Here is a 23,287-nt window from a genome sequence, read left to right as displayed (position 1 = left end):
CTGCCAGCTACCAAAGTCGAGACCTCAGCGTCGACCAAGGTAGCCGCCGGGCGAGACCCTCGGCCGCTGCGGACAGCCGGCCGGCGCGGGCAGCCTGACCGACATGATCGACGTGGAACATCTCACCAAACGGTACGGGCGGCACACGGCCGTCGACGACGTGTCGTTCCGCTGCGAGCCGGGCACCGTGACCGGCTTCCTCGGGCCGAACGGCGCCGGCAAGTCCACCACCATGCGGATGATCTGCGGCCTGACCCCGCCGAGCGGGGGCGGCGCCACGGTCGCCGGCCGGCCGTACCGGGAGCTGCCCAACCCGGGACGGGAGATCGGCGTGCTGCTGGACGCCTCGGCCCAGCACGCCGGGCGCACCGGGCGGGAGGCGCTGGCCGTCGCCGCCGCGACCATGGGCGTGGACCGCCGGCAGGTGGCCGCCACGCTCGACCTGGTCGGGCTGAACGCGGTCGCGGCCAGGCGCCGCGTCCGGGCGTACTCGCTGGGGATGCGGCAGCGGCTCGGCCTGGCACACGCGCTGCTGGGCGACCCGCGGGTGCTGATCCTCGACGAGCCGGCCAACGGCCTGGACCCGGAGGGGATCTTCTGGATGCGCGGCCTGCTGCGCGACTTCGCCGACCGGGGCGGCACCGTGCTGCTCTCCTCCCACCTGCTGCGCGAGGTGGAGGCGGTCGCGGACCGGCTGGTGGTCATCGGGGGCGGCCGGATCGTGGCCCAGGGCGACAAGGACGAGCTGCTGGCCGGCGGCGGCACCCTGGTCCGGGCGCGGGACGCGGCGGCGCTGCGCCGCGCGCTGGACCGGGCCGGGCTCCCGGTCACCGAGGGCACCGACGGGCTGCTGGTCCGTGCCGACGCCGAGGCGGTCGGGCAGGCCGCCGCCGACGCCGGCGTCGCCCTCACCGAGCTGCGCGCCGCCGGCAGCGGCGGCCTGGAACAGCTCTTCCTCACCCTGACCGCCGGCACGTCGACCCGGGAGGCCGTCCGATGACCACCACAACCGCCACCTCACCCACCGTCGCACCCCACCGTCGTCCGGCGGTACGCCGACCGTCGCTGCTCCGGCTCACCGGGGTGGAGCTGCGCAAGCTCGTCGACACCCGGGCCGGGCTGTGGCTGCTGATCACCATCGGGCTGCTCGCCGCCGCCCTCGTCGTCGTCCAGCTCGTCTGGGCGCCCGACGCCGACCAGACCTTCGCCAACTTCTTCCTCCCGACGCTGCTGCCGGTCGGGTTGCTGCTGCCGGTGCTGGGCATCCTTTCGGTCACCGCGGAGTGGTCGCAGCGCACGGCCCTGACCACGTTCGCCCTGGTGCCCCGCCGCGGGCGGGTGATCACGGCCAAGCTGGCCGCGATGGTGCTGGCCGCCTTGGCATCGGTGCTGGTCAGCCTCGGCGTGGCCGCCGCGGGCACGCTGGTCGCCGGGGCCACCGGCGGCGCGGGCACCTGGCGCTTCGAGGGGTCGCTGCTGCTGCACGCGGTGGTGGTCCAGGTGGCCAACGTGCTGATGGGCGCCGGCTTCGGCCTGCTGCTGCTCAACACGCCGCTGGCCATCGTCGGCTACCTGCTGCTGCCGGCCCTCTGGTCGATCCTCGGCGGGCTGATCCGGCACCTGGAGGGTCCTGCGGGCTGGCTGGACACGGGCCGCACCATGGAACCGCTGTTCACCCCGGACGTGACCGCCGGGCAGTGGGCGCGGCTCGGCGTGTCGCTGCTGGTCTGGCTGGTCGTCCCGCTGGTCGCCGGGCTGGTCCGCACGCTACGCCGCGAGGTGTCGTGACGGTGGTCGGCCACGGCGCTCCCACCGCCGTCGACGGCGGTGTGGCGGAGCTGGCGCTGCTCTGGGGCGGCTTCCCGGCGCTCGGGGCGGGCGCCGGGTGGCTGCTCACCGCGGGCGCGGGGTGGCTCGCCGAGCTGCCCTGGGCCCCGGCACAGAAGCTGTTCGGGCTGGTCGCCGGGCTGCCCGACCCGCAGGCGAGCATCGGCGGGCTGGCGGTCGGCGCGCTGGGCGGCCTGCTGGTCGCCGCCATCGGCACCGCCGAGCGGCTCGCCGTCACCGTCGACGCCGAGCGGGTGGTGCTGCGCCGCGGCGGCACCCGCCGGGAGGTCGGGTGGCGGGGAGTGCGCGCGGTGTTCCTCGACGGCAGGGACCTGGTGCTGCTCGGCCCGGACGACGGGGAACTGGTCCGGGAGAAGTCCGACCTGGCCCCCGACCGGCTGCGCGCCGCCTTCCGCGCGCACGGCTGGCCGTGGGCGGAGGCCGACCCGCACCGGGACGCGTACCGGCGGTGGGTGCCGGGGCTGCCCGGCCTGCCGGTCGGCGCGGACGCGTTGCTGCGGGCCCGGCAGAAGGCGCTCGACGACGACCGGGGCGGCGAGGCCCGGGAGCTGCGCGGCGAACTGGCCCGCTCCGGGGTGGTGGTCCGGGACGAGCGCAAACGGCAGTACTGGCGGCTGACCCGATCGGCCGTGCGTCCCTGGCCGGAGGACGCGACTTCTCCTGAGCCGGAGGGCGACGGACGGTAGCGTTGCGATAGACGGGGCCCTGGGCACGGGGAGCGCGCGATGACCGAGCAGCAGCCGTACCGGGTGGTGACCCGGCACCCCGGCTTCGAGCTGCGCCGCTATCCGCCGTTCCTGGTCGCCGAGGTGCAGGTCGAGGGAACGTTCGAACAGGCCGCCCGGGACGGCTTCCGGCCGCTGGCCGCGTACGTCGGGGGTGCCAACCGGCCCCGCGCCGCGAGCGGGACCGCGGCGCGGGAGGCGGGCCCGGAGACGATCGCGATGACCGCGCCGTACCTCCAGGAGGAGGCCGACCGGCCGGGCTGCTGGCTGCTGCGGTTGGTGTTGCCGGCGGCCTGCGCCCCCGACACGCTGCCCGAGCCGACGGACCCCCGCGTCCGCACCCGGCAGGTCCCCGCGCAGCTCGCCGCCGCCGTCCGGTTCCGGGGCCGGTGGACGGCGCGGGCGTTCGACCGGCGGGCGACCGCGCTCGGCCGGGCGGTCACCGCGGCCGGGCTGCGCCCCACCGACGCGGTCCGGTACGCGCGCTTCGACCCGCCGTGGAAGCCCTGGTTCCTGCGCCGCAACGAGGTGGTGCTGCCGGTCGCCGAGTGAGCCCGTGCCGCACCCCGGCACGGGCGTCCTCGTTGGAGATTTACCCGCGTCGTTCGCGGGTACCGGCAGGGGCGCACGGGTGACCGCCCGGGCGGGTTCGGAAGGGGGACGAGGATGACCTCCGCGGGAAACGCTGCGGGCGGCGGCGGCACGGGCATCTTCCGCCGCAAGCCGGTCGAGGAGATCGCCGACGAGCGCGGCGGCGGGCTGGCCCGATCGCTCGGCCTCTGGCAGCTCACCGCCATCGGGGTGGGCGGCATCATCGGCGCCGGCATCTTCGCCCTGGCCGGAGCGGTGGCACGCGAGACCGCCGGCCCGGCCGTGCTGCTCTCGTTCCTGATCGCCGGGCTCGCCAGCGCGGCCGCCGCCCTGTCGTACGCGGAGTTCGCGGGCATGATCCCGAAGGCCGGCTCGGCCTACACCTACGGGTACGCGGTGCTCGGCGAGGCGGTGGGCTGGTTCATCGGCTGGGACCTGCTGCTGGAGTACACGGCGATCGTGGCCGTGGTGGCCATCGGCATCTCCGGCTACTTCTCGTTCCTCGTCACCGAACTGGGGGCGGAGCTGCCGGCCTGGATGCTGGGCGCCCCGGGCACCGGCGACGGGCACGTGGTGGACTTCTTCGCGGTGATCCTCTGCCTGTTCATCGCGTTCCTGCTGAACCTCGGCATCTCCTCCGCCGCCCGCTTCGAGACGTTCGTCGTCGGGTTGAAGGTCACCGTGGTGCTGCTGGTCATCGTGGTCGGCTTCTTCCACGTCCACACCGCGAACTACTCGCCGTTCTTCCCGTTCGGGGTGAGCGGGGCGTTCACCGGCGCCGCCACGGTCTTCTTCGCGGTCTTCGGCTACGACGCGATGAGCACCGCCGCCGAGGAGTCGAAGGACGCCCGCCGGCACATGCCCAAGGCGATCCTCTACTCGCTGGCCATCTCGATGGTCCTCTACGTGCTGGCCACCCTGGTGCTGACGGGCATGCAGAACTACCGCGACATCGACCCGGAGAGCGGCTTCTCCTCCGCGTTCGCCTCCGTCGGCCTGTCGGGCCTGGCCAGCGTGATCGCCGTCGGCGCGATCATCGGCATCCTGACCGTGATGTTCACCTTCATGCTCGGCGTCACCCGGGTGTGGTTCTCGATGAGCCGGGACGGCCTGCTGCCGGGCTGGTTCGCAAAGGTGCACCCGGTCCGCCGGGTGCCGAGCCGGGTCACCTGGATCGTCGGCGTCGGCTCGGCCCTGATCGCGGGCTTCCTGCCGATCCGGGAGGCCGCCGAGCTGACCAACATCGGCATCCTGCTGGCCTTCGTGGTGGTCTGCGTCTCGGTGATCGTGCTGCGCTACCGCCGTCCCGACGCGCCGCGCACGTTCCGGCTGCCGGGCATGCCGGTGGTGCCGGCGGTCGGCGCGCTCTTCTCCCTCTGGCTGATCACCTTCCTCGCCCCGGTGACGTGGCTGCGCTTCGCGGTCTGGTTCGTGCTCGGCGCGCTGATCTACGCCTTCTACGGCTACCGCCGCTCGAAGCTCGCCCGGCGGGGCTGAGGACGGGCCACCGACGCCAGCAGTTCGTCGAGGGCGTCGGCTTCCGCCCAGCCGTTCACGGCGATCCCGCCGGCGGCGTCGACGGTGACCTCGACGCGGTCCGGGCTGCGCGACACCGCGTCGAGCAGGTCGGGGAAGCGGTCGCCGAGCAGCACGAACTCCTGGTTGGTGGAGCCCACCCAGGGTCGCCGGGTGTCGAGCCGGTCGGCCAGGAACGGCCCGGCGACGAGGAGGTCGGTCGTCGCGAGCAGCGCCGCGACGTCGTCCCGGCCGGCGTCGACGGCCCGGTCCAGCTGTGCTCTGGTGTAGCCGGTGAAGGTCATCACCGAGCGCCCGGCGGCGCGTACGCCGGCGGCGACGGTCGCCAGCGGGGCCGCCTGGTCGAAGGGCTCGCCGCCCAGCAGCGTCAGCCCCTCGGTGCCGGCGTCGAGCACCCGCCGCACCAGGTCGGCCGGGGCCACCCGCTCGCCGCCCCGGAAGCTCCACAGGTGCGGGTTGAAGCAGCCGGGGCAGCGGATGGCGCAGCCCTGCACCCAGACGGCGGTGCGCTCGCCCGGCCCCTCGGCCCGGGTGGCGTTGAGGAACCGGGCCACGGCGACGGTCTCCGCCCCGCCCGCCGCGCGGGGCGCCGGGCCGAGCGCCGCCCCGGATGCCGGACCGAGCGCCGCCCCGGATGCCGGGCCGAGCGCCGCCCCGGATGCCGGACCGAGCGCCGGCTCGGGTACCGCGCCGGGTGCCGGGGAACTCTCAGACATCGAGGACCCGGCCGAGCGGCGGTTGCTGCCCCGGCGCCGGGCCGGCGAGCGGGGCGCAGACCAGGACGTCCCGCAGGCGCGCGTACTCGTGGGGGGCCAGGTTGGCGGCGGCGGCGAACTCGGCCAGGCTGCCGAACCCGCCCCGCCGGTCCCGCTCGGCCAGCACCTGCCGCGCGCGGTGCGGGTCGAAGCCCGGCAGCGCGGCGAGGTCGTCGTGGCCGGCGGCGTTGACGTCCACCGGCCCGCCGGACGGCCGGCCCGCGACCGGTTGGCCGGGCCGGGAGACGGGAGCCGCGACCGGCCCGGTCCCGTAGTAGTCGACGGGCTGGTGCGGCACCATCGTCGGGTCGGCCGGCGGCGGCGACCCCGCCGGCACGGGCGGGTAGGTCGACGCGGAAGGCGGGTACGCCGGCGCCGGCGGATACCCGGGCGATCCCGGCGGAAAGGCCGGCGACGCGGGCGGGTACGCCGACGACGCGGGCGCGTGGACCGGCGACCCGGGCGGGTACCCGGTGGCGGGCGTGAACGCACCGGCGGGGGTCGACCCGGGGGGCGGGGCCAGCGGGCCGGGCGGGTACGGGCCGCCGGGCCACGACGCCGCCGGCTGCGGGGCGTACCAGGGGCGGTAGCCGGCCCGCCAGCGCAGCCACGCCGAGTTGATCAGCAGGGCGTGCAGGATGCCGGCCGCCGTGACGGCCAGGAGCGTGCCAGCGGTGAAGTCGCTGAGGGCGCTCTCCTGGTCGGACTCGCCGAAGACGACGAAGACGGTCCAGCCCACCACGGTGTAGACGATGCCGGGGATCCACCACGCCGCGCGCCGGGCACGGAGCCCCACGTAGATGAACCCGAGGCCGCCGAGGCAACTGCACCCGAACAGCGGCAGCAGCAGCCACCAACTGTGCAGCACCCGCCACCTCAGGCTCCCCACCGGGCCGGCCAGGCCCGGGGCGGTCGGGTGCGGGGCGGTCGGGTGCGGCCAGCCCGGGCTAGGCGCGCTCGACATCGCGTTGCTCCTGCCGTGCGGTCACGGCGGCGCGGGCGTGGTCCGCCGTGTACGCGCTGCTCACCGTCCGCGCCGCCAGCAGGTCCTCCAGCACGGCGACGTAGTCGAGACAGCGGTCGCCGAGCACGTCCCGGGTCTCGGCGCTCACCACGCCCTCACTGGAGACGGTGACCACGATCCGCGGCTGCCCACCCATCAGGACCTGCCCTCCACGGCGAACACCAGGCGGACGCTCGCGTCCTCGGTGACCTGCTCGGACTCCAGGCGCAGGCCGGCGACGGGGGCCTGCTCGCGCAGCCGGGCCAGCACGGCCCGCTGGACCTGCCGCCCGTAGGCGGCGTCGATGGCCCGCACCACCTCGACCGCCCGCTGCTCGTCGACCTCGCCGGTGAAGTGCGCCGCCCAGACGCCGTCCTCGCCGCGCCGGAAGCTCGCCCGCACGCCGGCCCACTCCGCGGTGATCGCGTCCCCGTCGGTGCCGACCACCGCATCCGTGTCGCGCAGCGCCGCGGCGAGCAGCGTCTCGTCCCGCATCCGGGTCTGCACCTGGCAGACGACGCGGCCCTCCCGGTCCCGGCCCGCGGTGGCGCCGTGGGTCGCGGCGACGGCGGCGACGGCCAGCGGCAGGAGTATCAGTGAGACGCTCATCGGGCACCTCTCCTTCCAGTCGGGGCACACACTAGAACTCGACCGCTCGTCCGCCCTGCCCCCGCTGCGGGGGTGGGCCGGGGCGGGATCCGCGCGGGCCACCGGGACGGCCGCCGAGGTCCCAGTCCTCGGCCGCGGTGGCGGCGACGGCACGGGTGTCGGCCCAGGAGCGTACGGAGTCGATCCGTTCCGCCTGCGTGACGCTGAGCGGCACCATGCTGACCAGCGCCCGGACCAGGTCGTCGCGGCGCAGCGGACGCCGCTCGGCGAACGCGTCGAAGAGCCCGCCGACGACGGCCTGCTCGATCTCGGCCCCCGAGTAGCCCTCGCTGAGCCCGGCCAGCTCGCCGAGCAGGGCGTCGTCGAGGGCCAGGCCGCCGGCGACGGCCGGGTTGCGCAGCCGCCGGGCCAGGTGGACCCGCCAGATCGACGCCCGCTCCGCGCGGGTCGGCAGGTCGACGAAGAAGATCTCGTCGAAGCGGCCCTTGCGGAGCAGCTCCGGGGGCAGCCCCTCGAAGTCGTTGGCGGTCGCGATGACGAAGACGGGCCGCGTCTTCTCCTGCATCCAGGTCAGGAAGGAGCCGAAGACCCGGGCGGAGGTGCCGGAGTCGCCGGCGCCACCGGCGAAGCCCTTCTCGATCTCGTCCACCCACAGCACGCACGGCGCGGTCGCCTCGGCCGTCCGGATGGCGGTGCGCATGTTCTGTTCGCTCGACCCGACGAGCCCGGCGAAGACCCGGCCGACGTCCAACCGCAGCAGCGGCAGTCCCCAGGCCGCGGCGATCGCCTTCGCGGTCAGCGACTTGCCGCAGCCGGGCACTCCGGTGATCAGGACGCCCCGGGGCGCGGGCAGCCCGTACGCCGCCGCCTCGGCCAGCCAGGAACCGTCCCGCCGGGCCAGCCACCGCTTCAGGTTCTCCAGCCCGCCGACGTCGGCGAGGTCGACGGTGACGTCGACGAACTCCAGCAGCCCCGACTTGCGTACGGTCTGCCGCTTCTCCTCGTGCACCACGGCGAGGTCGCCGTCGTCGAGCACCCCGTCGTTGACCATGGCGCGGGCGAACGCGTTCTCCGCCTCGTGCAGGGTGAGCCCGAGCGCGGCCTTGGCGAACCGTTCCCGGCCGAGGTCGTCCAGGCCCATCCGGATCCGGCCGCTGGCCGAGTTGGCGGCGATCATCCCGTCGAGCACCCGCCGGATCTCCGCCTCGGTGGGCAGCGGGAAGTCGACGATGGTCACGTCCTTCTCCAGCTCCACCGGGATGTGCAGCACCGGCGAGACGAGGACGAGGGTGCGCGGCACCGGCCCGGACTTGAAGGCCGCCGCCAGGTCCCGCAGCCGGCGGACCACCCCGGGGCCGCCCCGTTGGTCGCCGCCGTGCGCGGGGTGCAGGTCCTTGAAGATCAGCACGCTCGGGTGGTCGACCCGCAGCGCCGCGTCGAGCGCGTCCTCGGGGTCGGTCGTGCCCTTGCGGGCGACGCCGTCGGGCTGCACGAGCCCCGTCGTCTGCGACCAGGTCCACACCGCGCGGGGCGTGCGGACCGCCATGGCGTCCTGGGCGACCGCGCAGACCTCGGCGACAACGCGCTGTTCCTCGAACGACTCGACGTAGAGGATCGGGAAGCGGGCCTTGAGCAGCTGCGACAGCGCGACCCGGAACGGCACCACCGTCGATCCCTCCCCCACGCCGGCCCATCCGAGCAGCGCAGACTCTAACAGCCGGGTCGACCGGCATCCGGGCCACCGACCCGGCGCGGGATCGGTGGTCGAGCGCCCAGGTCTCGCGGGCGAGGTGGGCGAGGCGGCGGCCGGAGCGGTTCCGCGCACGATCCGCCCGCCCGTTACCGTTCCCGGTCGGGGAGGTGCCGCCGATGTACGTGGTGTCCGTGATCAACTACAAGGGCGGGGTCGGCAAGACCACCGTCACCGCCAACCTCGGGGCCGAACTGGCCAACCGGGGCATGAAGGTGCTGCTCGTCGACCTCGACCCGCAGGCCAGCCTGACGTTCGGCTTCTACGAACCCGACGACTGGCGGGAGCGGCTGCGCGACGGCCGGACGGTGAAGCGCTGGTACGACGGGTTGCGCGGAGACACCCCGGCGGTGACCCTGGGCGAGCTGGTCGTCTCTCCCGGCCCGGCCAACGCGCGGCTCACCGGCGCCGGCCGCCTCGACCTGATCGCGTCTCACCTCCAGCTCGTCGACATCGACCTGACCCTGGCCCGGGGCGTGGCCGACGGCGAGGAGTACGACGCCGAGCTGTTCCGGGTGCGCGGCTCCCTCGCCGAGGGGCTGCACGACGACGCGCTGGGCGGCTACGACCTGGTGCTCATCGACTGCCCGCCGAACTTCAACGTGGTCACCCAGTCGGCCATCATCGCCAGCGACCACCTGCTCATCCCCGCGAAGGCGGACTACCTCTCCACATTGGGCATCGACTACCTGCACGGCAACGTCCGGGAGCTGGTCGACCACTACAACGCCGACGCCCGCCGGTTCGCCACCACCCGCCGGCACCACAAGGTCGCCCCCGGCGTGGCCGGGGTGGTGTTCACGATGATCCAGCTGATGGCGCAGCGGCCGATCGCCGCGCACCAGGGCTACATGGACCAGGTCCGCGCGCTCGGCCTGCCGGTCTTCCCCACCGCCCTGCGGGAGAACGTCACGGCGTTCGCCACGAACACCCCGCGCGGCGTGCCGGTGGTGCTGCGTGACCGGATCACCACCCCGGTGGTCCGCGACGAGCTGCGTCAGTTCGCCACGGAGTTCCTCGAACACCTCCAGCCCGAGCGGGTCGTGGCGTGACCGGGCCGGGCCGCGACGTCACCGACCTGCTGACCGCGTTGCTGCGGGACCTGCCCGCCGCCGACCTCGCCGCCCTGGTCGAGGGACGCGCCCGACTCGCGGTGGTGCCGCTCGACGGGGCCCCGCCCGGTCCGCCCACCGCCGCGCGCCCGGCGCCCCCCGCCCGTCGGACCGCCGCACCCGCGGATCCGGCCGTCCCGCCGGCGGGACGGTTCGGCCCACCCGCGGATCCGGCCGCCCAGCCGGCACGTCCGGTCGCCCCACCCGCGGATCCGGCGGGCCCGGCCGCGCGGTCCGCCCGGCGGGCGGTGCCGGCGGCCGACCCGGCCCGAGCCCGCGCCGCGCTGGCGGCCATGTCCCGCCGCGCTGACGGTACGGCGTACCTCTCCGGCTGGACCGCCCGCGACCTGCGGGCGCTGGCCGCGGGCCTGGAACTGCGGGGCGTCGCCGGGCTGCGCAAGGCGGACCTGGTCGACCGGATCGTGGACCGCACCATCGGCTTCCGCCTCGACTCCACCGCCATCCGCCGCCGCTGAACCGGCGCGCGAGCCGGCGCGCGAGCCGACGCTGAGCCGGCGCGCGAGCCGATGCCAACCCGGTGCGCGGGCCGACGCTGAGCCGGCGCGCGGGCCGACGCCAACCCGGCGCGCGGGCCGACCGGCGGGCCGCCGGCCCCTAGGCTGGCCGTACCAGGGGTCGAGGAGGTCGCATGGACAGGTGGGTGGCGCTGTTGCGCGGGGTCAACGTCGGCGGCGCGAAGGTCGGCATGGCCGACCTGCGCCGGCTGGTCGCCGGCCTCGGGCACGACGACGTGAAGACCTACCTCCAGAGCGGGAACGTGGTCTTCGGCAGCACCGTGCGCGACGCCGACGCGCTCGCGCGGGGCATCGAGCGGGCGATCGCCGACGAGCTGGGGCTGACCGTGCCGGTGCTGGTGCGCGGCGGCCGGGAGCTGGCGACGGTGGCCGGCGGCAACCCGTACGCCGACGGGGAGGACGACCCGACGCGGCTGCTGGTCGCCTTCCTCGCGACCGCGCCCGAGAAGTCCACGGTGGACGCGCTGACCGTGCCCGGCGGCGAGAACGTCGCGTTCACGGTCACCGGGCGCGAGGTCTACCTGCACTACCCCGACGGCGGCTACGGCCGGTCGAAGTTCACGAACAACTACCTGGAGAAGAAGCTCGGCGTGGTGGCGACCACCCGCAACTGGCGGTCGGTGCGCGCCCTCGCCGAGCTGGCGACGCCCTGAGCCGGACGAGCATGGTCGGGGCGCGCCGCCCCCTGTCAGCGGCGCGCCCCGAGCGTGTGCCGGCGACCGGTCAGAAGTGGTACGCGGTGTGGTACTCGGGCACGACCACCCGGCTGCGCGGGGAGACCCGCCGCACCGCCGCGACGAGCCCGTCGAGCCGCTCCCGGTCCTTCGGCGCCACGGGCACCGGGTTGCGCAGCTCCGTCTCGAAGTTGTCGAAGTGCACCGGCACCACGACCTTCGGCCGGTCCAGCGCGTCGAGCAGCCGCTCGGCGTAGTCGGCGGTGGCGGTGCTGCTCGGCAGCGCCACCATGGCCACGTCGGGGGCGAGGCCGGTCAGGTTCCGCGCGACGAAGTCGCTCGCACCCATGAAGAACACCGACGGTCCGTCGGCCACCCGCACCTGGTACGCCAGCGTGTCCCCCTCCGGCAGGTCCGCGATGGTGGCCGGCCGCGCCGGCTGGCTGACCCGTACGCCGGGGAACGCCATCGAGTACGACGCGTTGCGGCTGTGCAGGGAGCCGACCACCTCCACGGTGTACGCGCCGAAGTCCAGCACCTCCCCGCCCCGGACCGGGCTGAGCCTCCCCGACGGCAGCCCGTACGCCAGCCCGAGGTGGTAGGCGGTCAGCGTGCCGACGACCCGGGCGCCGGTACGGCCGACGATGTGCGGCACGTCCATGTAGTGGTCCCAGTGGGTGTGCGTGACGAGCACCGTCTCGGCCCGGTCCACGAGGGAGTCCACCACGTCGGTGCGGACCTCCAGCGGCGCGGCCGCGTCGAAGGCGCCCTTGAACAGCCCGGTGTCGATACGGCTGAGGAAGGGGTCGACCAGGACGGTGCGGTCGCCGATGTCGATGCGCCAGGCCGTCGTACCCCACCAGCGGAAGCTGACCGGGCCACGGCGGCGGCCGGCCGGGGCGGCGGCGACCGGGGCGGTGGCCGGCGGCGCGGCCTGCGCCGGGCCGGCCAGGGCGGTGCCGGCGAGCCCGCCGGCGGAGACCAGCGCGGTGCTGGCGGCGGCGTCGCGGAGGAAGCGGCGGCGGTCGAGGTTGGGCATGCGGAACTCTCCCCGTCGTGGTGCTGATCGGTCGGTGCCGAGCCAATCAGCACGCCCCCCGCCCGGTCCAAGATCCACGGCCGGAACGGTCGATACCCGCCGGCATATCGGGCCAGCTCAGCGGGGCCCGGCGCGGCTCGCCCCGGCCGAAGATCAGGGGGCGCGCAGCGCCTCGACGGCGGTCCGGGCCGCCTCGCCCATCGCCAGGTCGACGTCGATGCGGCGGGTGGCGAGGTGGGCGGCGCGGGCGAAGACGGCGATCGCATACCGGCCGCCGTCGGGGTACTCGGCCACGCCGGCCTCCAGGTGCAGCCCCGGCAGGCTGCCGGTCTTGCCGGCCACCCGCACCCCGGACGGGAAGCCGGCGGCCAGCCGGGTCCAGAAGAGCTGCCGGGCCATCCAGCCCCGGACCATCGCGCAGGCCCCGGGTGGGCCGGCCTCGTCCCGCCAGACCAGGCCGAGCAGCCGGGTGATCTCGCGAGCCGTGCTCGACGTGGTGTGCGCGGGGTCGAACACCCGCATCGCGCGGACCCGCTCGGCGGGCAGGGTGGGGAAGATCCGGGCGAAGTCCGCCTCGGTGCGCGCGCCGACGTCGGCGAGCATCATCTCCACCAGATGCCGGGGGCCGCCGACGATCCGGGTGCGCGGCAGCCCCAGCTCGGCGGCGAGCATCGGCAGCACGTCCGCGCCGACCCGGCGCAGCAGCAGGTCGGCGGCGGTGTTGTCGCTGACCGACATGGCGAAGTAGGCCAGGTCCCGCAGCGACACCTCGGCGTCGTCGGCGCAGCCGGCGATCCCCCACCCGCCGAGCCGGTCGGCGGCGGTGACCAGCACCCGCTCCTGCGGGTCGAGCTGGCCGGCGACGACCTGCCGCGCGAACTCCAGCACCAGCAGGATCTTGAAGATCGAGGCGATCACCACCTGCTCGTCGGCCCGGACCGCCACCTCCCGCCGGCCGCCGGGCTGCCCCGCGCCGTCGTCGGCCGCGTCGAGGTCGACCGCGTGCAGGCAGCCGGTGACCCCGACCCGTTCGAAGATCTCCGCGATCCGCTCCGTCACCACGCTACGCACCGTAGCCGCCGCCCGCGTCGGGGCGCTGGCGTAGGGTCCGGCCGTGGACCTGCTCCGGCACCTGCGGCACTTCGTGGTGGTCGCCCGCGAGCTGCACTTCGGCCGGGCCGCCGAGTTGCTCGGCATGGCCCAGCCGCCGCTGAGCCAGTCGGTGCAGCGCCTGGAGCGGGAGCTGGCGGTGGAGCTGTTCGACCGGTCCCGCCGCCAGGTGCGCCTGACCACCGCCGGCCAGCTGCTGCTCGGCGAGGCCGAGGACCTGCTCGCCGGGGAGGGGCGGCTGCGCAACCTGATGCGCCAGGTGCGCGAGGGGGTGTCCGGGGTGCTCCGGGCGGGGGTGCCCCCGGAGACGCCCGCGGTGACCCTGCGCGAGCTGCTCGACCGGCTGGCCGACCGGACGCCCGGGCTCGACGTGGACCTGCACGAGCTGACCAGCGGCGAGCAGGAGCGGATGCTGGCCGAGGGGCGGCTGGACGTCGGCCTGCTCCACCACCCCGTCACCGACGAGGGGCTGCGCCTCGGCGCCGCCGTCGACGTACCGCTGGGGGTGCTGCTGCCGCGCGCGTCGCCGCTGGCCCGGGGCCGGGAGGTGGAGCTGGCGGCGCTGGCCGGCCTGGACCTGGTCACCGCGCCCCGGGCCACCGCGCCCGGCTGGCACGACCACCTGCTCGACGTCTGCCGCCGGCACGGGTTCACGCCGGCGCGGGTCCGCCCGGCGCGCAACCCCGAGTTCCTGTTCGGGCTGGTGCTGGCCGGCGGCGGGGTCGCCGTCGAGCCCGCCGCGACGGCCCGCCGGGAACCACGGATCGCCTGGCGGCCGATCGCCGGGTCGCCGCTGGTCAAGCGCACCTCGGCGGCCTGGCCGCGCCGGTCCGCGCACCCGGCCGCGCCGATGTTCGGGCAGCTCGCGGCGGAGGTGCTGGCCGACGGGTCCGCGCCCCCGGCGCCGCCGCCCGGGCCGGCGCCCCGGCCCTGGCCGGTGCTCTTCGACGAGCCGACCTAAGGCCGGGATCACCGGTTGGAACACCTCGGATCAGGGGTACGCCAGGGGATGGCCCGCCGGGCGTGGAAGCGGTTCCGCGCACCCGGCTTCGTGACGACCGGCGAAGGAGCCCCGATGGCGAACGCGGTCCCCATCCTCTCCCTGAACGACGGCAACACCATCCCGCAGTTCGGCTTCGGGGTGTTCCAGATCGATCCGAAGGACACCGTCGCCGCGGTCCGCAGGGCCCTGGAGGTCGGCTACCGGCACATCGACACCGCCGAGATGTACGGCAACGAGGCGGAGGTGGGCCAGGCGGTCCGCGAGTCGGGGCTGGACCGCGACGAGGTCTTCGTGACCAGCAAGTTGAGCAACGCCTTCCACCGGCCCGACGACGCCCGCAAGGCGTTCGAGTCGACGCTGGCCGCGCTGAAGATGGACCACATCGACCTGTTCCTGATCCACTGGCCGCTGCCCACCCTCTACGACGGCGACTTCGTCTCGACGTGGAAGACGCTGAAGGAGTTCCAGCTCGACGGCCGGGCCCGCTCGATCGGGGTGTCGAACTTCCAGGTGCCGCACCTGGAGCGGCTGGCCGCCGAGGCGGACGTGGTGCCGGCGGTCAACCAGGTCGAGGTCCACCCGTACTTCGGCAACGAGGAGGTGCGGGAGTACGGCCACCGGCACAACATCCTCACCGAGGCGTGGTCGCCGATCGCGCAGGGCAAGGTGCTGGGCGACCCGACGATCGTCGACGTCGCCGAGCAGGTCGGCCGGACCCCGGCCCAGGTGGTGCTGCGCTGGCACGTGCAGCGCGGCGACATCGTCTTCCCCAAGTCCACCACCCCGGAGCGGATCGAGGAGAACATCCGGATCTTCGACTTCGAGCTGGACGACGCGGCGATGGAGCAGATCACCGGGCTGGACCGGGGCGAGGCCGGCCGGCAGGGCGGGCATCCGGACACCTTCGACTACCTACCCGCGTAACGCGACACGACGGAACGGCGCGGGTGGAAGGGGGCCGGACGGTGCACGCTGCTGCTGGTCCGGGGCAACTTCGTGGCGGGCGCGGCAGTGACCGCGCCCGCCCCTCCCCCCGATCGCCCCCCGGGTCAGATCCGGCCCACCGAGTCCTGGTTCTGCACCACCAGCCACCGGCCGTGCTCGTAGGCGAAGCTGACCCCGATCAGCAGCGACACCCGGGTGCCGGTCGCGGGCACCGCGTAGACGGAGTCGAACAGCACGAACCCGGTGCGACAGCCCACCACGGTCCGCTTCGCCACGCTGAACGACTGGGTCCAGGAGTCGTCGGCGAAGAAACCGCGCAGCCAGTCCACGGTGGCCTGCTTGCCGTCGAGGATTTCCCCGTCGGAGGCGAAGACCGAGGTGACATCGGGGTGCAGCAGGGCCGCGAAGCCGTCCAGGTCGCGCCGCGCGGTGGTGTCCACGTACGCCTGGACGGCGCGGTCGAAGGCGCGCTCGCAGCCGTGGGCGGTGGCGTCGCCGCTTCCGGCCGTCGCGGCGTCGGGGGCGGCCGACACGGCCGCGGGGGCCGCGGCGAGCAGGCCGGCGGCGAGCCCGACCAGGGCGAGCGTGCGGCCGAGCCGGCCGGCGGTACGGACGGGGGCGGGTGGGCGCATCGCATGCTCCTCGGCGAAGAGTGGGTCGGTCGGGTGGCAGCAAACCCCGCTCACGGCGCACCCGGCCACTGATTCGAGCCCGGTCGAATGCTCGACACCGCACCGACCACGCCGCCGGTAGGATCCCCCCGTGCTGGTCGCGCATCTGGACTGCCCGACTCTCGCCCAGCTCCGCCTGGCGACCTCGCCGGCGGCGGAGGTGACGTCCTGGCTGCAGGCCGCGCTGTCGCCGTTCGGGCACCCGGTGCACGGCGACCCCGGCCCCGCCGCGCGGGCCACGCTCCGGCACCCCGACGTGGCCCTGGTCGCACAGCTGGTCACGCCGCCCGGCCGGGGCGGCTACACACCGGACCTGCTCACCCCGAAGCCGCCGCTGAGCCCGCCCGACGCCGTGTTCGACGAGCAGTTGGCGGCGGCCGAGGCGACGTCAGCCGACGAGGTGGCCGTGCAGGTGCACGAACGGTTCCCGGCCGGCCGGCTGCCGGTGTGCGTCCGCGCGGCGGTCGAGGACGGCACCCTGGCCCGGCGGGTCGCCGACGGGCTCCGACACTTCTGGCGGGCCGCGCTGGCCGACCAGTGGCCGGCGCTGCGGGCCACGCTGGAGGCGGAGTTGGCCCTGCAGGCCACCACGATGGCGACCACCGGGGTGGGCAGCGTGCTGAACAGCCTGCACCCGAGGGTGGCCTGGACCGGCCGGGCACTGACCATCGACAGCTCGTACCGGATCACCACGGCGCTCGCCGAGGCGGAGCTGGTGCTCGCGCCGTCGGTGCTGGCCTGGCCGCACATCTCGACGCAGCTCTGCGACGCCGGCAACGCGGTGCTGGTCTACCCGCTCGGCGCCAGGCGGGCCGACCAGCGCCGGGGCGGGCTCGGTGAGCTGGTCGGCGCGAGCCGGGCCGCGATCCTGGCGGACCTGGACGTGCCCCGCTCCACCCGGCAGCTCAGCGAGCGGCACCGGCTGGCCCCGGCCACCGTCTCCTACCACCTGGGGGTGCTGCTGCGGTCCGGTCTGGTGCTCCGGAGCCGGGACCGGCACAGCGTGCTCTACCGGCGCTCGGCTGGCGGGGAGGAGCTGGTGGGCTGCCAGCCGGAACCGACACGCTCGGCGAGCCGGCGGAAGACCGCCTGCGTGGGCGAGCCGGGCTCGGGGACGTAGACGACGAGCCGCTGCCCGGTTGAGCTGCGGCGATGAACGACCGTCGAACGGTGGCGGACGCCCCTGAACGTCCCTGGATGAGACGACGAATGAGACGGCGCGAGCCGTCCAACTAGCTGTCGGACGCTTAGAGCCTCAGCGTCCGACTACGCAATCGCCGTGCCCGGCGCGCCAGCTGGGCGCGCCGGGCTTCCACGGCCGTCAACGGTGTGAAAACTTGACCTTGCGCGTGGGGATCTCGCCGTAGGTCCGGAACACGTTGTGCTCGCCCGTCTTGATCATCTTCCAGTCGATCCAGAACGTCGCGCCGTCGCTGGTCCGGTAGGCATACACGTGGACAGGCTCAGTGCTGCCGCTGCGAAGCGCCATGCTCCAACATTTGCCCGGCGCTACCAGGTAACTGGAAAATCCGCCACGAGAGGGGAACTGCAGGTACGACCAGTAGCTTGCCTTGTTGCAGAGTCCGGTCCGGTTGGTGCTCGCTGCCACTGCCGTAGTCGAGGTTGTGGCCAACCCTGCCAGGACCAGGGCGCCGACCAGGACCGGTCGCCACGCCTTGCGCATGCGTGTCAATGCTGTCATCTGGGCTCCTAGGATGTCGTAGTGGGAGCTTGTAGTGGGACGTTGCCGTGGATCGGTTGCGCCTGACACGCGCGAAACATGTGTGTCGATGGAGACACGGATGCATCCGGTGGTGGGGTTCACGGAGCTCTGTATCGCCGGTCTCCGCGCTGTCGTCCTGTCGGAGCGGGCCCGAGGAGGCCACCGGCGTGCTCTGGCTGGCCGCGAAGAACCACCTGGACGCCCTGCTCACCGGCCGGCACGGCGGCCACGCGCCCGGCAGCCGGGTCCCACCCTGACCGACGGCCGGCCGCGGCCGCGTGTCGTTCTGTGCTGCCAACGGTGCGAGCACCCTGTGCACGCCAAGGTGTCTGCGGGTGGTCTGCGGTTCTTCGCGCATGACCCGCAGCGCGGTCCGGACTGTCTGGTGACGCGGGAGACGGTGGAGCACCATCTGCTGAAGTTGGGGTTGGCCGCCGCGGTGCGGTCGGCGGGGTGGCGTGCCGAGTTGGAGGCGACCCAGCCGGGCGCGCAGTGGCGCGCCTTCACGGGTCGCCACCCTGCCCGCTCGATGCGCGTTCAGCAAACTGAACACGCCGGCGTTACTCATGGAGCGGTTCTTACCAACGCCCCGACTACGCGCTCAGGTCGAGGCGCCAGTCGTTGGAGCGCATCAGGTGCCCGGGCGGGAACTCGAACTCGGTCTCGCCGAGCAGCGTGAAACCCGCCTTGCGGCAGACCGCGTTGGACGGGGCGTTGTCGACAGACGGGTACGCGTGCGCGAAGCGGTGCGTCCTCCGGGCACGGGCCACCGCCGCCGCCGCGCGCACCGCCGCCGTCGCGAGCCCCCGGCCCTGGTGCCCCGGCAGGATCGCCCAGCCCAGCTCATAGACCCGCTGGTCGCGCCACTCCCGCTCCCAGTAGCCGACGCTGCCCACCCTGGCCCCGTCGGGCAGCACCACCGCATACATGCAGCCCTGACCGGTGTCGCCGAAGCGCACGTAGCGCCCGTGCCGGGCGAGCACCTGCTCGTCGGTCTCCGGGCCGCCGGTGTGCGCCCGTATCTCCGGCGCGTTGAGCTGCCGCAACAGGTCGAGGTCGCCCTCGCTCCACGGCTCGATGCGCACGTCGGTCATCGCGTCCCCCTCTTCTCCGCCGGTGCAGTCAAGCAGCCACCACCGACGATCAGCGGTCCCACCCGGCCCCGAGTGGGTCGGGCCGGCAGGCCCGCCGCCACCCGTGCACCGGACCTGGCGGCGTCGCGGGGCCGCTAGATCTGATCTCGCGGACCGCCGGCCACCGTCTCGCGCCTGACGGGTGGGACCGGAACGGCCGGGAGGAGGAACCGTGGAGCCGATGCGACTCGCCGTGATCATCGGCAGCACCCGGGAGGGGCGGGTGGGCGACCGGATCGCCCGCTGGTTCGTCGACCGGGCGGAGGCGCACGACGGACTGGCGGTCACCGTGGTCGACCTCGCCCACTACGACTTCCCCGCCGGCTACCCGGCGGAGCCGACCCCGGCGATGCGCGCGTTCGCCGAGCAGGTCGGCCGGGCGGAGGCGTTCGTCGTGGTCACCCCGGAGTACAACCACAGCTTCCCCGCCTCGTTGAAACAGGCGATCGACTACGCGTACGACGAGTGGCAGGCGAAGCCGGTCGGTTTCGTGTCGTACGGCTGCGGTTCCGTCGGCCTGCACGCCGTCGACCAGCTCCGGACGGTCTTCACCGCCCTGCACGCCGTCACGATGCGCGACGTCGTCGGCGTGGACCTGCTCTGCGGCGAACCGACCCCGCTGGCCACCGACCAGCTACGCCGGGCCGCCCGCGTACTGCTCGACCAGCTCTGCTGGTGGGGCCTGGCCCTGCGCGACGGCCGCGCCGCTCGCCCGTACGTCTCCTGACAGTTCGCGAAGGAAGGTAGGGATCATGAATAGACGCAGCACCGGGCTGGCCGTCGAGGCCGAGGGGCTGACCCGCTCGTTCGGGGACACCCGGGCGCTGGACGGCCTGGACCTCGCGGTGCCCGCCGGCACCGTCTACGGGGTGCTCGGCCCGAACGGCGCCGGCAAGACCACGGCGGTACGGGTGCTGGCCACGCTGCTGCGCCCAGACGGTGGGCGGGCGCGGGTGTTCGGCCACGACGTCGTCCACGAGGCCGACGCCGTCCGGGCCCGGGTCAGCCTCACCGGCCAGTACGCCTCGGTGGACGAGGACCTGACCGGGTTGGAGAACCTGATCCTGCTCGGTCGGCTGCTCGGGCACGGCAAGCCGGCCGCGCGGCAGCGGGCGGACGGGCTGCTCGCCGCGTTCGGGCTGACCGAGGCGGCCGACCGGCAGGTCAAGAAGTACTCCGGCGGCATGCGGCGGCGCATCGACATCGCCGCGAGCATCCTCAACACCCCGGACCTGCTGTTCCTCGACGAGCCGACGACGGGGCTGGACCCGCGCAGCCGCAACCAGGTGTGGGAGATCGTCCGGGCCGTGGTGGCGCACGGCACCACGGTCCTGCTGACCACGCAGTACCTGGACGAGGCCGACCAGTTGGCCGGCCGGATCGCGGTGGTGGACCACGGCCGGGTGATCGCGGAGGGCACCCCGGGCGAGCTGAAGTCCTCGGTCGGTTCCGGCACCGTCCACCTGCGACTGCGTGACGCGCACCAGCGGCCCGAGGCGGAGCGGCTGCTGCACGCGGTGCTCGGCGTGCCGGTGCAGCTCGAGCCCGACCCGGTGGCGCTGACCGCCCGGGTCGGCGGCGAGGGCGGCGACCTCGACGCCAGCGAGCAGGCCGCCCGGGTCCTCGGCGACCTGGCCCGCGCCGGCATCGTCGTCGACAACTTCTCCCTCGGCCAGCCGAGCCTGGACGAGGTCTTCCTGGCCCTGACCGACCACGCCGCGGTCGGCGCCGACGAGCGGGACGAGCAGCTGGAGGCAGCCCGATGAGCAGCAACGCCACCACCACGGCCGGGCCGGCCCCGTCGGTCTACGTACCGTCGGCGGAGGCGCTGGCGACCGTTCTCGCGCCCGGCGCCCGGCCGTCCCGCCCGAGCCCGCTGTCGGCGTCGCTGACGTTCGGCTGGCGGGCCATGTTGAAGATCAAGCACGTGCCGGAGCAGCTGTTCGACGTGACGGCGTTCCCGATCATCATGGTGCTGATGTTCACGTACCTGTTCGGCGGCGCCCTCGCCGACAGCCCACGGGACTACCTGCAGTTCTTCCTGCCCGGCATCATGGTGACCAGCGTCGTGATGATCACCATGTACACCGGGGTGGGCCTGAACACCGACATCGAGAAGGGCGTCTTCGACCGGTTCCGGACGCTGCCGGTGTGGCGGCCCGCCGCGCTGGTCGGCATGATCTTCGGCGACGTGCTGCGGTACGTGCTGGCCGCCGTGGTCATCCTCGGCGTCGGCCTGGTGCTGGGCTTCCGCCCCGACGGCGGGCTGCTCGGCGTGCTGGGCGGCATCGGCCTGCTGGTGGTCTTCTCGTTCGCGTTCTCCTGGGTCTGGACGTTCTTCGGCCTGGTGCTGCGCAGCGAGAAGTCGGTGATGGGGGTCAGCATGATGGTGCTGTTCCCGCTGACCTTCCTGAGCAACGTCTTCGTCGAGCCGGCCACCATGCCCGGCTGGTTGCAGGCGTTCGTGAAGGTCAACCCGGTCACCCAGCTCGTGGCCTCGGTGCGGGCGACGATGTCGGGGGCGTCGGACGCGTCGAGCACGATGTGGACGTTGGTGTGGAGCGCCGGGTTCGTGGTGGTCTTCGGCACCCTCACCATGTACCGCTACAACCGCCGCTGACCCGGCCGACGACGGGCACCGCCACGGAGGTGGGGGTGCCCGTCGTCGATCCGGTGGCCGCCTAGGAGTCGATCCGGACGGTGGCCGTGCCGCCGGCGGTGGCGACGCGTACCTGGGTGGCGTCGGCGGGTAGCAGCGCCGCGCCACGCCCGGCGTCCTGCCACCGCCCGGCGCCGACCCGGTAGCTCAGCGCCGCGCCCTCGGCGACGACGAGGACGCCCTGCCCGTCCGGCAGCCGCAGCCGCACCGGCAGCGGCGCCTTCCAGTCGATGAACCCGCTGGCCGCCGGCTCGAACGGCGCGTCGCCGCGGGCGAGCAGGGCGATCGCGCGGGCAGGATCGTCGTCGAACTGGATGGTCTGGAGCAGCAACCGCCGACCGTCGGGGGTCGCACCGTGGACGACCAGCAGCGGAGCATCACCAGAGCGGTGGGCGCCGCCGCGATCCTCATAGGCGGCGAGCGCCTCCCGCCGCTGGAAGGCCTTGGCGATCGCGGCGGGGTCGCCGCCCCACACCTGTTCCGCCCCGGGCAACGTGTGGGTGACCCACCTCGGCTGTGGGCTGTCCTTTTCCTTGTCGGGGAAGAGGATCTCGTCAATGTTAGTGACCTCGACGGCGGTCGCCGTGCTGAACGGCACCCCGACCAGGGCGAAGGTCACCCTGTCGCGCTGCGACGGCACCGACAGCACGGCGGCCCCGTCCCGGAACGCCACCCGCTGGAAGGTGCGCTCGACGCGGCCGTCCGGGGCGTACCGGAACGTCGGTGAGAACTCCACCGGGTACCCGGCGTCGAGCACGACCAGCACGTCACGCCGCGGCCCGAGCAGCACGGCCGCCGAATTGCCGGCCGTGCTGTCGTTCATGCCGCCCAACGCCATGACCCGCGGGCCGCTGGCGGTGGGCTCGACGAACGCGGCATAGCCGATCAGGCGGTCGTTGCCCGGCTCGGACACCATCCGGGTGACGGTGGCCCGCTGCGCGACGTAGGCGGCGGGCCCGGCCGGGGTGTCACCCGCCCAGACCACGTGCGGCTCGCTCCCGGCGTCGAACTCCTTGTCGCTCGTACGCTGCCGCCACGCCTCCCGGACCTGCCGCAGGTACTCCTCGTCGCCGGCCAGATCGCCGCGGGTGGGTCCGTCGAACAGCGGCGAGGCGACCTCGACCGCAACCTTGCCGGCCCTGTCGTCGGCGAGGTGGATCGCACCGCCGACGGGTACCGCCACCACGGCCGCGCACACCGCGGCCAGGACGGCCCGACGTCGCAGCAGTCGGCGACGCCCACCCCGTCGCACGTCGTCGAGCAGGGTCGGCGGGGCGACGAGGTCGTCGGTCACCCGGCGCAGGACGCCCTGCACCTCGCTCTCTTCGATGGTCATCGCGCACCCCTGGTGTCGGTCGGGACGGACAGGACGAGACTCGATCCGGCCAGCGCCTCCCGGAGGCGGGCCAGGCCCCGGGAGGCGTGGCTCTTCACCGCGCCCTCGGAGCAGCGCAGCGTCGCGGCGACGTCGGCGACCGACAGGTCCTCCAGGTAGCGGAGCACCACGGCGGCGCGCTGCCGGGGCGGCAGGGTACGCAGCGCCGCGACGACCGCCTGACGGAGCGCGATGTCGTCGGCGTGGTCCCGGGCGACCCCGTCGTTGTCACCCAGTGCCTGCTCCGGCCGCCGGCCCCGCCGCCGCCACCGGTTGATCGACCGGTTGACCAGGGCCCGCCGGGCGTACGCCTCCGGGAAGGCACACACCCGGCGCCAACGCACGTACATCTGCTCCAGCACCTCCTGGAGCAGGTCCTCCGCCGCGTGCCGGTCGCCGGTCAGCAGGTATGCCACCCGCAACAGCGCCACCGACCGGGTACGGACGAAGTCGTCGAACTCCGTGCCATGCGGATCTCGCATCTGGCCCT

26 protein-coding genes are annotated in these 23,287 nt (G+C 74.3%); 14 read left to right on the top strand and 12 right to left on the bottom strand.

Annotated features, from left to right (window positions below):
• Positions 1-103 precede the first annotated feature (103 nt).
• From ACGFZ2_RS21095 to ACGFZ2_RS21075, 5 genes are all read left to right on the top strand, one after another.
• Positions 104-1,000, top strand: coding sequence for an ABC transporter ATP-binding protein (locus ACGFZ2_RS21095; RefSeq protein WP_393456010.1), 897 nt, complete (start codon positions 104-106; stop codon positions 998-1,000).
• Complete coding sequence (locus ACGFZ2_RS21090; RefSeq protein ID WP_393456007.1) at positions 997-1,788, top strand: ABC transporter permease; 792 nt, start codon at positions 997-999, stop codon at positions 1,786-1,788. Before ACGFZ2_RS21095 ends, ACGFZ2_RS21090 begins: the two co-directional genes overlap by 4 nt.
• Positions 1,785-2,534, top strand: coding sequence for a hypothetical protein (locus ACGFZ2_RS21085; RefSeq protein ID WP_393456004.1), 750 nt, complete (start codon positions 1,785-1,787; stop codon positions 2,532-2,534). Before ACGFZ2_RS21090 ends, ACGFZ2_RS21085 begins: the two co-directional genes overlap by 4 nt.
• A 39-nt stretch (positions 2,535-2,573) precedes the next feature.
• Positions 2,574-3,125, top strand: a complete 552-nt coding sequence (locus tag ACGFZ2_RS21080; RefSeq protein WP_393259043.1) for an SOUL family heme-binding protein — start codon at positions 2,574-2,576, stop codon at positions 3,123-3,125.
• 114 nt (positions 3,126-3,239) lie between these two features.
• Positions 3,240-4,661: an amino acid permease gene (locus ACGFZ2_RS21075; RefSeq protein ID WP_393259042.1), complete on the top strand. Its 1,422-nt coding sequence runs from the start codon at positions 3,240-3,242 to the stop codon at positions 4,659-4,661.
• On the opposite strand, the gene ACGFZ2_RS21070 is transcribed toward ACGFZ2_RS21075, so the two are convergent.
• From ACGFZ2_RS21070 to ACGFZ2_RS21050, 5 genes are read right to left on the bottom strand one after another with little or no spacing between them, the layout of a single operon-like run.
• Positions 4,628-5,416, bottom strand: a complete 789-nt coding sequence (locus tag ACGFZ2_RS21070; protein ID WP_393456001.1) for a 4Fe-4S single cluster domain-containing protein — start codon at positions 5,414-5,416, stop codon at positions 4,628-4,630. The two genes, ACGFZ2_RS21075 and ACGFZ2_RS21070, sit on opposite strands and share 34 nt — an antisense overlap.
• Positions 5,409-6,419 (bottom strand): ComEA family DNA-binding protein, encoded by a 1,011-nt coding sequence (locus tag ACGFZ2_RS21065; RefSeq protein ID WP_393455998.1) that lies wholly within the window; start codon positions 6,417-6,419, stop codon positions 5,409-5,411. The genes ACGFZ2_RS21070 and ACGFZ2_RS21065 overlap by 8 nt, the downstream gene beginning before the upstream one ends.
• Positions 6,403-6,615: a DUF2997 domain-containing protein gene (locus ACGFZ2_RS21060; protein WP_393259039.1), complete on the bottom strand. Its 213-nt coding sequence runs from the start codon at positions 6,613-6,615 to the stop codon at positions 6,403-6,405. The genes ACGFZ2_RS21065 and ACGFZ2_RS21060 overlap by 17 nt, the downstream gene beginning before the upstream one ends.
• Positions 6,615-7,067, bottom strand: coding sequence for a hypothetical protein (locus tag ACGFZ2_RS21055; protein WP_350702960.1), 453 nt, complete (start codon positions 7,065-7,067; stop codon positions 6,615-6,617). The genes ACGFZ2_RS21060 and ACGFZ2_RS21055 overlap by 1 nt, the downstream gene beginning before the upstream one ends.
• Positions 7,068-7,098: 31 nt before the next feature.
• The gene (locus ACGFZ2_RS21050; protein WP_393455995.1) at positions 7,099-8,751 is read right to left on the bottom strand and encodes an AAA family ATPase; all 1,653 of its coding nucleotides are present in this window, start codon (positions 8,749-8,751) and stop codon (positions 7,099-7,101) included.
• Between the two features lie 185 nt (positions 8,752-8,936).
• On the opposite strand from ACGFZ2_RS21050, the gene ACGFZ2_RS21045 reads away from it, so the two are divergent.
• The 3 genes from ACGFZ2_RS21045 to ACGFZ2_RS21035 all read left to right on the top strand — a co-directional run bounded on the left by ACGFZ2_RS21045 (position 8,937) and on the right by ACGFZ2_RS21035 (position 11,118).
• On the top strand, positions 8,937-9,869 hold the full coding sequence (locus ACGFZ2_RS21045) for a ParA family protein (protein WP_393455992.1): 933 nt from the start codon (positions 8,937-8,939) through the stop codon (positions 9,867-9,869).
• Positions 9,866-10,405 (top strand): hypothetical protein, encoded by a 540-nt coding sequence (locus ACGFZ2_RS21040; RefSeq protein WP_393455989.1) that lies wholly within the window; start codon positions 9,866-9,868, stop codon positions 10,403-10,405. The genes ACGFZ2_RS21045 and ACGFZ2_RS21040 overlap by 4 nt, the downstream gene beginning before the upstream one ends.
• Before the next feature lie 173 nt (positions 10,406-10,578).
• Positions 10,579-11,118 (top strand): DUF1697 domain-containing protein, encoded by a 540-nt coding sequence (locus ACGFZ2_RS21035; RefSeq protein WP_393455986.1) that lies wholly within the window; start codon positions 10,579-10,581, stop codon positions 11,116-11,118.
• A 70-nt stretch (positions 11,119-11,188) separates the two neighbouring features.
• Here the strand turns inward: ACGFZ2_RS21035 and ACGFZ2_RS21030 are convergent, their stop codons facing one another.
• Positions 11,189-12,178, bottom strand: coding sequence for an MBL fold metallo-hydrolase (locus tag ACGFZ2_RS21030; protein ID WP_393455983.1), 990 nt, complete (start codon positions 12,176-12,178; stop codon positions 11,189-11,191).
• 153 nt (positions 12,179-12,331) lie between these two features.
• Complete coding sequence (locus ACGFZ2_RS21025) at positions 12,332-13,240, bottom strand: serine hydrolase (protein WP_393455980.1); 909 nt, start codon at positions 13,238-13,240, stop codon at positions 12,332-12,334.
• Positions 13,241-13,292: 52 nt separating this feature from the next.
• Here ACGFZ2_RS21025 and ACGFZ2_RS21020 point away from each other — a divergent pair, with 52 nt between their 5' ends.
• The gene (locus ACGFZ2_RS21020) at positions 13,293-14,249 is read left to right on the top strand and encodes a LysR family transcriptional regulator (RefSeq protein WP_393455977.1); all 957 of its coding nucleotides are present in this window, start codon (positions 13,293-13,295) and stop codon (positions 14,247-14,249) included.
• 114 nt (positions 14,250-14,363) lie between these two features.
• Positions 14,364-15,215: an aldo/keto reductase gene (locus tag ACGFZ2_RS21015; protein WP_393455974.1), complete on the top strand. Its 852-nt coding sequence runs from the start codon at positions 14,364-14,366 to the stop codon at positions 15,213-15,215.
• Positions 15,216-15,340: 125 nt separating this feature from the next.
• Here ACGFZ2_RS21015 and ACGFZ2_RS21010 read toward each other — a convergent pair whose 3' ends face one another.
• A complete protein-coding gene (locus tag ACGFZ2_RS21010; protein ID WP_393259024.1) occupies positions 15,341-15,868 on the bottom strand; it encodes a nuclear transport factor 2 family protein in 528 nt (175 codons plus the stop codon).
• Positions 15,869-15,998: 130 nt separating this feature from the next.
• On the opposite strand from ACGFZ2_RS21010, the gene ACGFZ2_RS21005 reads away from it, so the two are divergent.
• On the top strand, positions 15,999-17,027 hold the full coding sequence (locus tag ACGFZ2_RS21005; RefSeq protein ID WP_393455971.1) for a DUF5937 family protein: 1,029 nt from the start codon (positions 15,999-16,001) through the stop codon (positions 17,025-17,027).
• 201 nt (positions 17,028-17,228) lie between these two features.
• Here the strand turns inward: ACGFZ2_RS21005 and ACGFZ2_RS21000 are convergent, their stop codons facing one another.
• Complete coding sequence (locus ACGFZ2_RS21000; RefSeq protein ID WP_393259021.1) at positions 17,229-17,609, bottom strand: hypothetical protein; 381 nt, start codon at positions 17,607-17,609, stop codon at positions 17,229-17,231.
• A gap of 614 nt (positions 17,610-18,223) precedes the next feature.
• Entirely contained in the window at positions 18,224-18,724 is a 501-nt protein-coding gene (locus ACGFZ2_RS20995; RefSeq protein WP_393259019.1) for a GNAT family N-acetyltransferase, read from the bottom strand.
• 220 nt (positions 18,725-18,944) lie between these two features.
• Between ACGFZ2_RS20995 and ACGFZ2_RS20990 the strand changes: the two genes are divergently transcribed.
• The 3 genes from ACGFZ2_RS20990 to ACGFZ2_RS20980 are packed head-to-tail and all read left to right on the top strand — an operon-like array spanning position 18,945 to position 21,383.
• On the top strand, positions 18,945-19,490 hold the full coding sequence (locus tag ACGFZ2_RS20990) for an NADPH-dependent FMN reductase (protein WP_393259227.1): 546 nt from the start codon (positions 18,945-18,947) through the stop codon (positions 19,488-19,490).
• Between the two features lie 25 nt (positions 19,491-19,515).
• Positions 19,516-20,529 (top strand): ATP-binding cassette domain-containing protein, encoded by a 1,014-nt coding sequence (locus ACGFZ2_RS20985; RefSeq protein WP_393259018.1) that lies wholly within the window; start codon positions 19,516-19,518, stop codon positions 20,527-20,529.
• Positions 20,526-21,383 carry an ABC transporter permease gene (locus ACGFZ2_RS20980; protein WP_393259016.1) on the top strand — a complete coding sequence of 286 codons (858 nt, stop codon included), beginning with the start codon at positions 20,526-20,528 and terminating at the stop codon, positions 21,381-21,383. Before ACGFZ2_RS20985 ends, ACGFZ2_RS20980 begins: the two co-directional genes overlap by 4 nt.
• Positions 21,384-21,444: 61 nt before the next feature.
• Here the strand turns inward: ACGFZ2_RS20980 and ACGFZ2_RS20975 are convergent, their stop codons facing one another.
• Both ACGFZ2_RS20975 and ACGFZ2_RS20970 read right to left on the bottom strand, forming a co-directional pair.
• Complete coding sequence (locus tag ACGFZ2_RS20975; RefSeq protein ID WP_393455968.1) at positions 21,445-22,758, bottom strand: hypothetical protein; 1,314 nt, start codon at positions 22,756-22,758, stop codon at positions 21,445-21,447.
• A complete protein-coding gene (locus ACGFZ2_RS20970; RefSeq protein ID WP_393259013.1) occupies positions 22,755-23,279 on the bottom strand; it encodes a SigE family RNA polymerase sigma factor in 525 nt (174 codons plus the stop codon). Before ACGFZ2_RS20970 ends, ACGFZ2_RS20975 begins: the two co-directional genes overlap by 4 nt.
• Positions 23,280-23,287: the final 8 nt, after the last annotated feature.

Source organism: Micromonospora sp. NPDC048063 (assembly GCF_043202855.1).
GTDB lineage: Bacteria > Actinomycetota > Actinomycetes > Mycobacteriales > Micromonosporaceae > Micromonospora.
Note: the sequence above shows the minus strand (reverse complement) of the source record. Positions and strands in the feature narration are given on the sequence as shown.

Excerpts from the sequence above, each read along its gene's own strand:
- ACGFZ2_RS21095 (WP_393456010.1), top strand. The coding sequence starts at position 104 with ATGATCGACGTGGAACATCTCACCAAACGGTACGGGCGGCACACGGCC.
- ACGFZ2_RS21090 (WP_393456007.1), top strand. The coding sequence starts at position 997 with ATGACCACCACAACCGCCACCTCACCCACCGTCGCACCCCACCGTCGT.
- ACGFZ2_RS21080 (WP_393259043.1), top strand. The coding sequence starts at position 2,574 with ATGACCGAGCAGCAGCCGTACCGGGTGGTGACCCGGCACCCCGGCTTC.
- ACGFZ2_RS21075 (WP_393259042.1), top strand. The coding sequence starts at position 3,240 with ATGACCTCCGCGGGAAACGCTGCGGGCGGCGGCGGCACGGGCATCTTC.
- ACGFZ2_RS21070 (WP_393456001.1), bottom strand. The coding sequence starts at position 5,416 with ATGTCTGAGAGTTCCCCGGCACCCGGCGCGGTACCCGAGCCGGCGCTC.
- ACGFZ2_RS21065 (WP_393455998.1), bottom strand. The coding sequence starts at position 6,419 with ATGTCGAGCGCGCCTAGCCCGGGCTGGCCGCACCCGACCGCCCCGCAC.
- ACGFZ2_RS21060 (WP_393259039.1), bottom strand. The coding sequence starts at position 6,615 with ATGGGTGGGCAGCCGCGGATCGTGGTCACCGTCTCCAGTGAGGGCGTG.
- ACGFZ2_RS21055 (WP_350702960.1), bottom strand. The coding sequence starts at position 7,067 with ATGAGCGTCTCACTGATACTCCTGCCGCTGGCCGTCGCCGCCGTCGCC.
- ACGFZ2_RS21045 (WP_393455992.1), top strand. The coding sequence starts at position 8,937 with ATGTACGTGGTGTCCGTGATCAACTACAAGGGCGGGGTCGGCAAGACC.
- ACGFZ2_RS21035 (WP_393455986.1), top strand. The coding sequence starts at position 10,579 with ATGGACAGGTGGGTGGCGCTGTTGCGCGGGGTCAACGTCGGCGGCGCG.
- ACGFZ2_RS21030 (WP_393455983.1), bottom strand. The coding sequence starts at position 12,178 with ATGCCCAACCTCGACCGCCGCCGCTTCCTCCGCGACGCCGCCGCCAGC.
- ACGFZ2_RS21015 (WP_393455974.1), top strand. The coding sequence starts at position 14,364 with ATGGCGAACGCGGTCCCCATCCTCTCCCTGAACGACGGCAACACCATC.
- ACGFZ2_RS21010 (WP_393259024.1), bottom strand. The coding sequence starts at position 15,868 with ATGCGCCCACCCGCCCCCGTCCGTACCGCCGGCCGGCTCGGCCGCACG.
- ACGFZ2_RS21000 (WP_393259021.1), bottom strand. The coding sequence starts at position 17,609 with ATGACAGCATTGACACGCATGCGCAAGGCGTGGCGACCGGTCCTGGTC.
- ACGFZ2_RS20995 (WP_393259019.1), bottom strand. The coding sequence starts at position 18,724 with ATGACCGACGTGCGCATCGAGCCGTGGAGCGAGGGCGACCTCGACCTG.
- ACGFZ2_RS20990 (WP_393259227.1), top strand. The coding sequence starts at position 18,945 with ATGCGACTCGCCGTGATCATCGGCAGCACCCGGGAGGGGCGGGTGGGC.
- ACGFZ2_RS20985 (WP_393259018.1), top strand. The coding sequence starts at position 19,516 with ATGAATAGACGCAGCACCGGGCTGGCCGTCGAGGCCGAGGGGCTGACC.
- ACGFZ2_RS20980 (WP_393259016.1), top strand. The coding sequence starts at position 20,526 with ATGAGCAGCAACGCCACCACCACGGCCGGGCCGGCCCCGTCGGTCTAC.
- ACGFZ2_RS20975 (WP_393455968.1), bottom strand. The coding sequence starts at position 22,758 with ATGACCATCGAAGAGAGCGAGGTGCAGGGCGTCCTGCGCCGGGTGACC.
- ACGFZ2_RS20970 (WP_393259013.1), bottom strand. The coding sequence starts at position 23,279 with ATGCGAGATCCGCATGGCACGGAGTTCGACGACTTCGTCCGTACCCGG.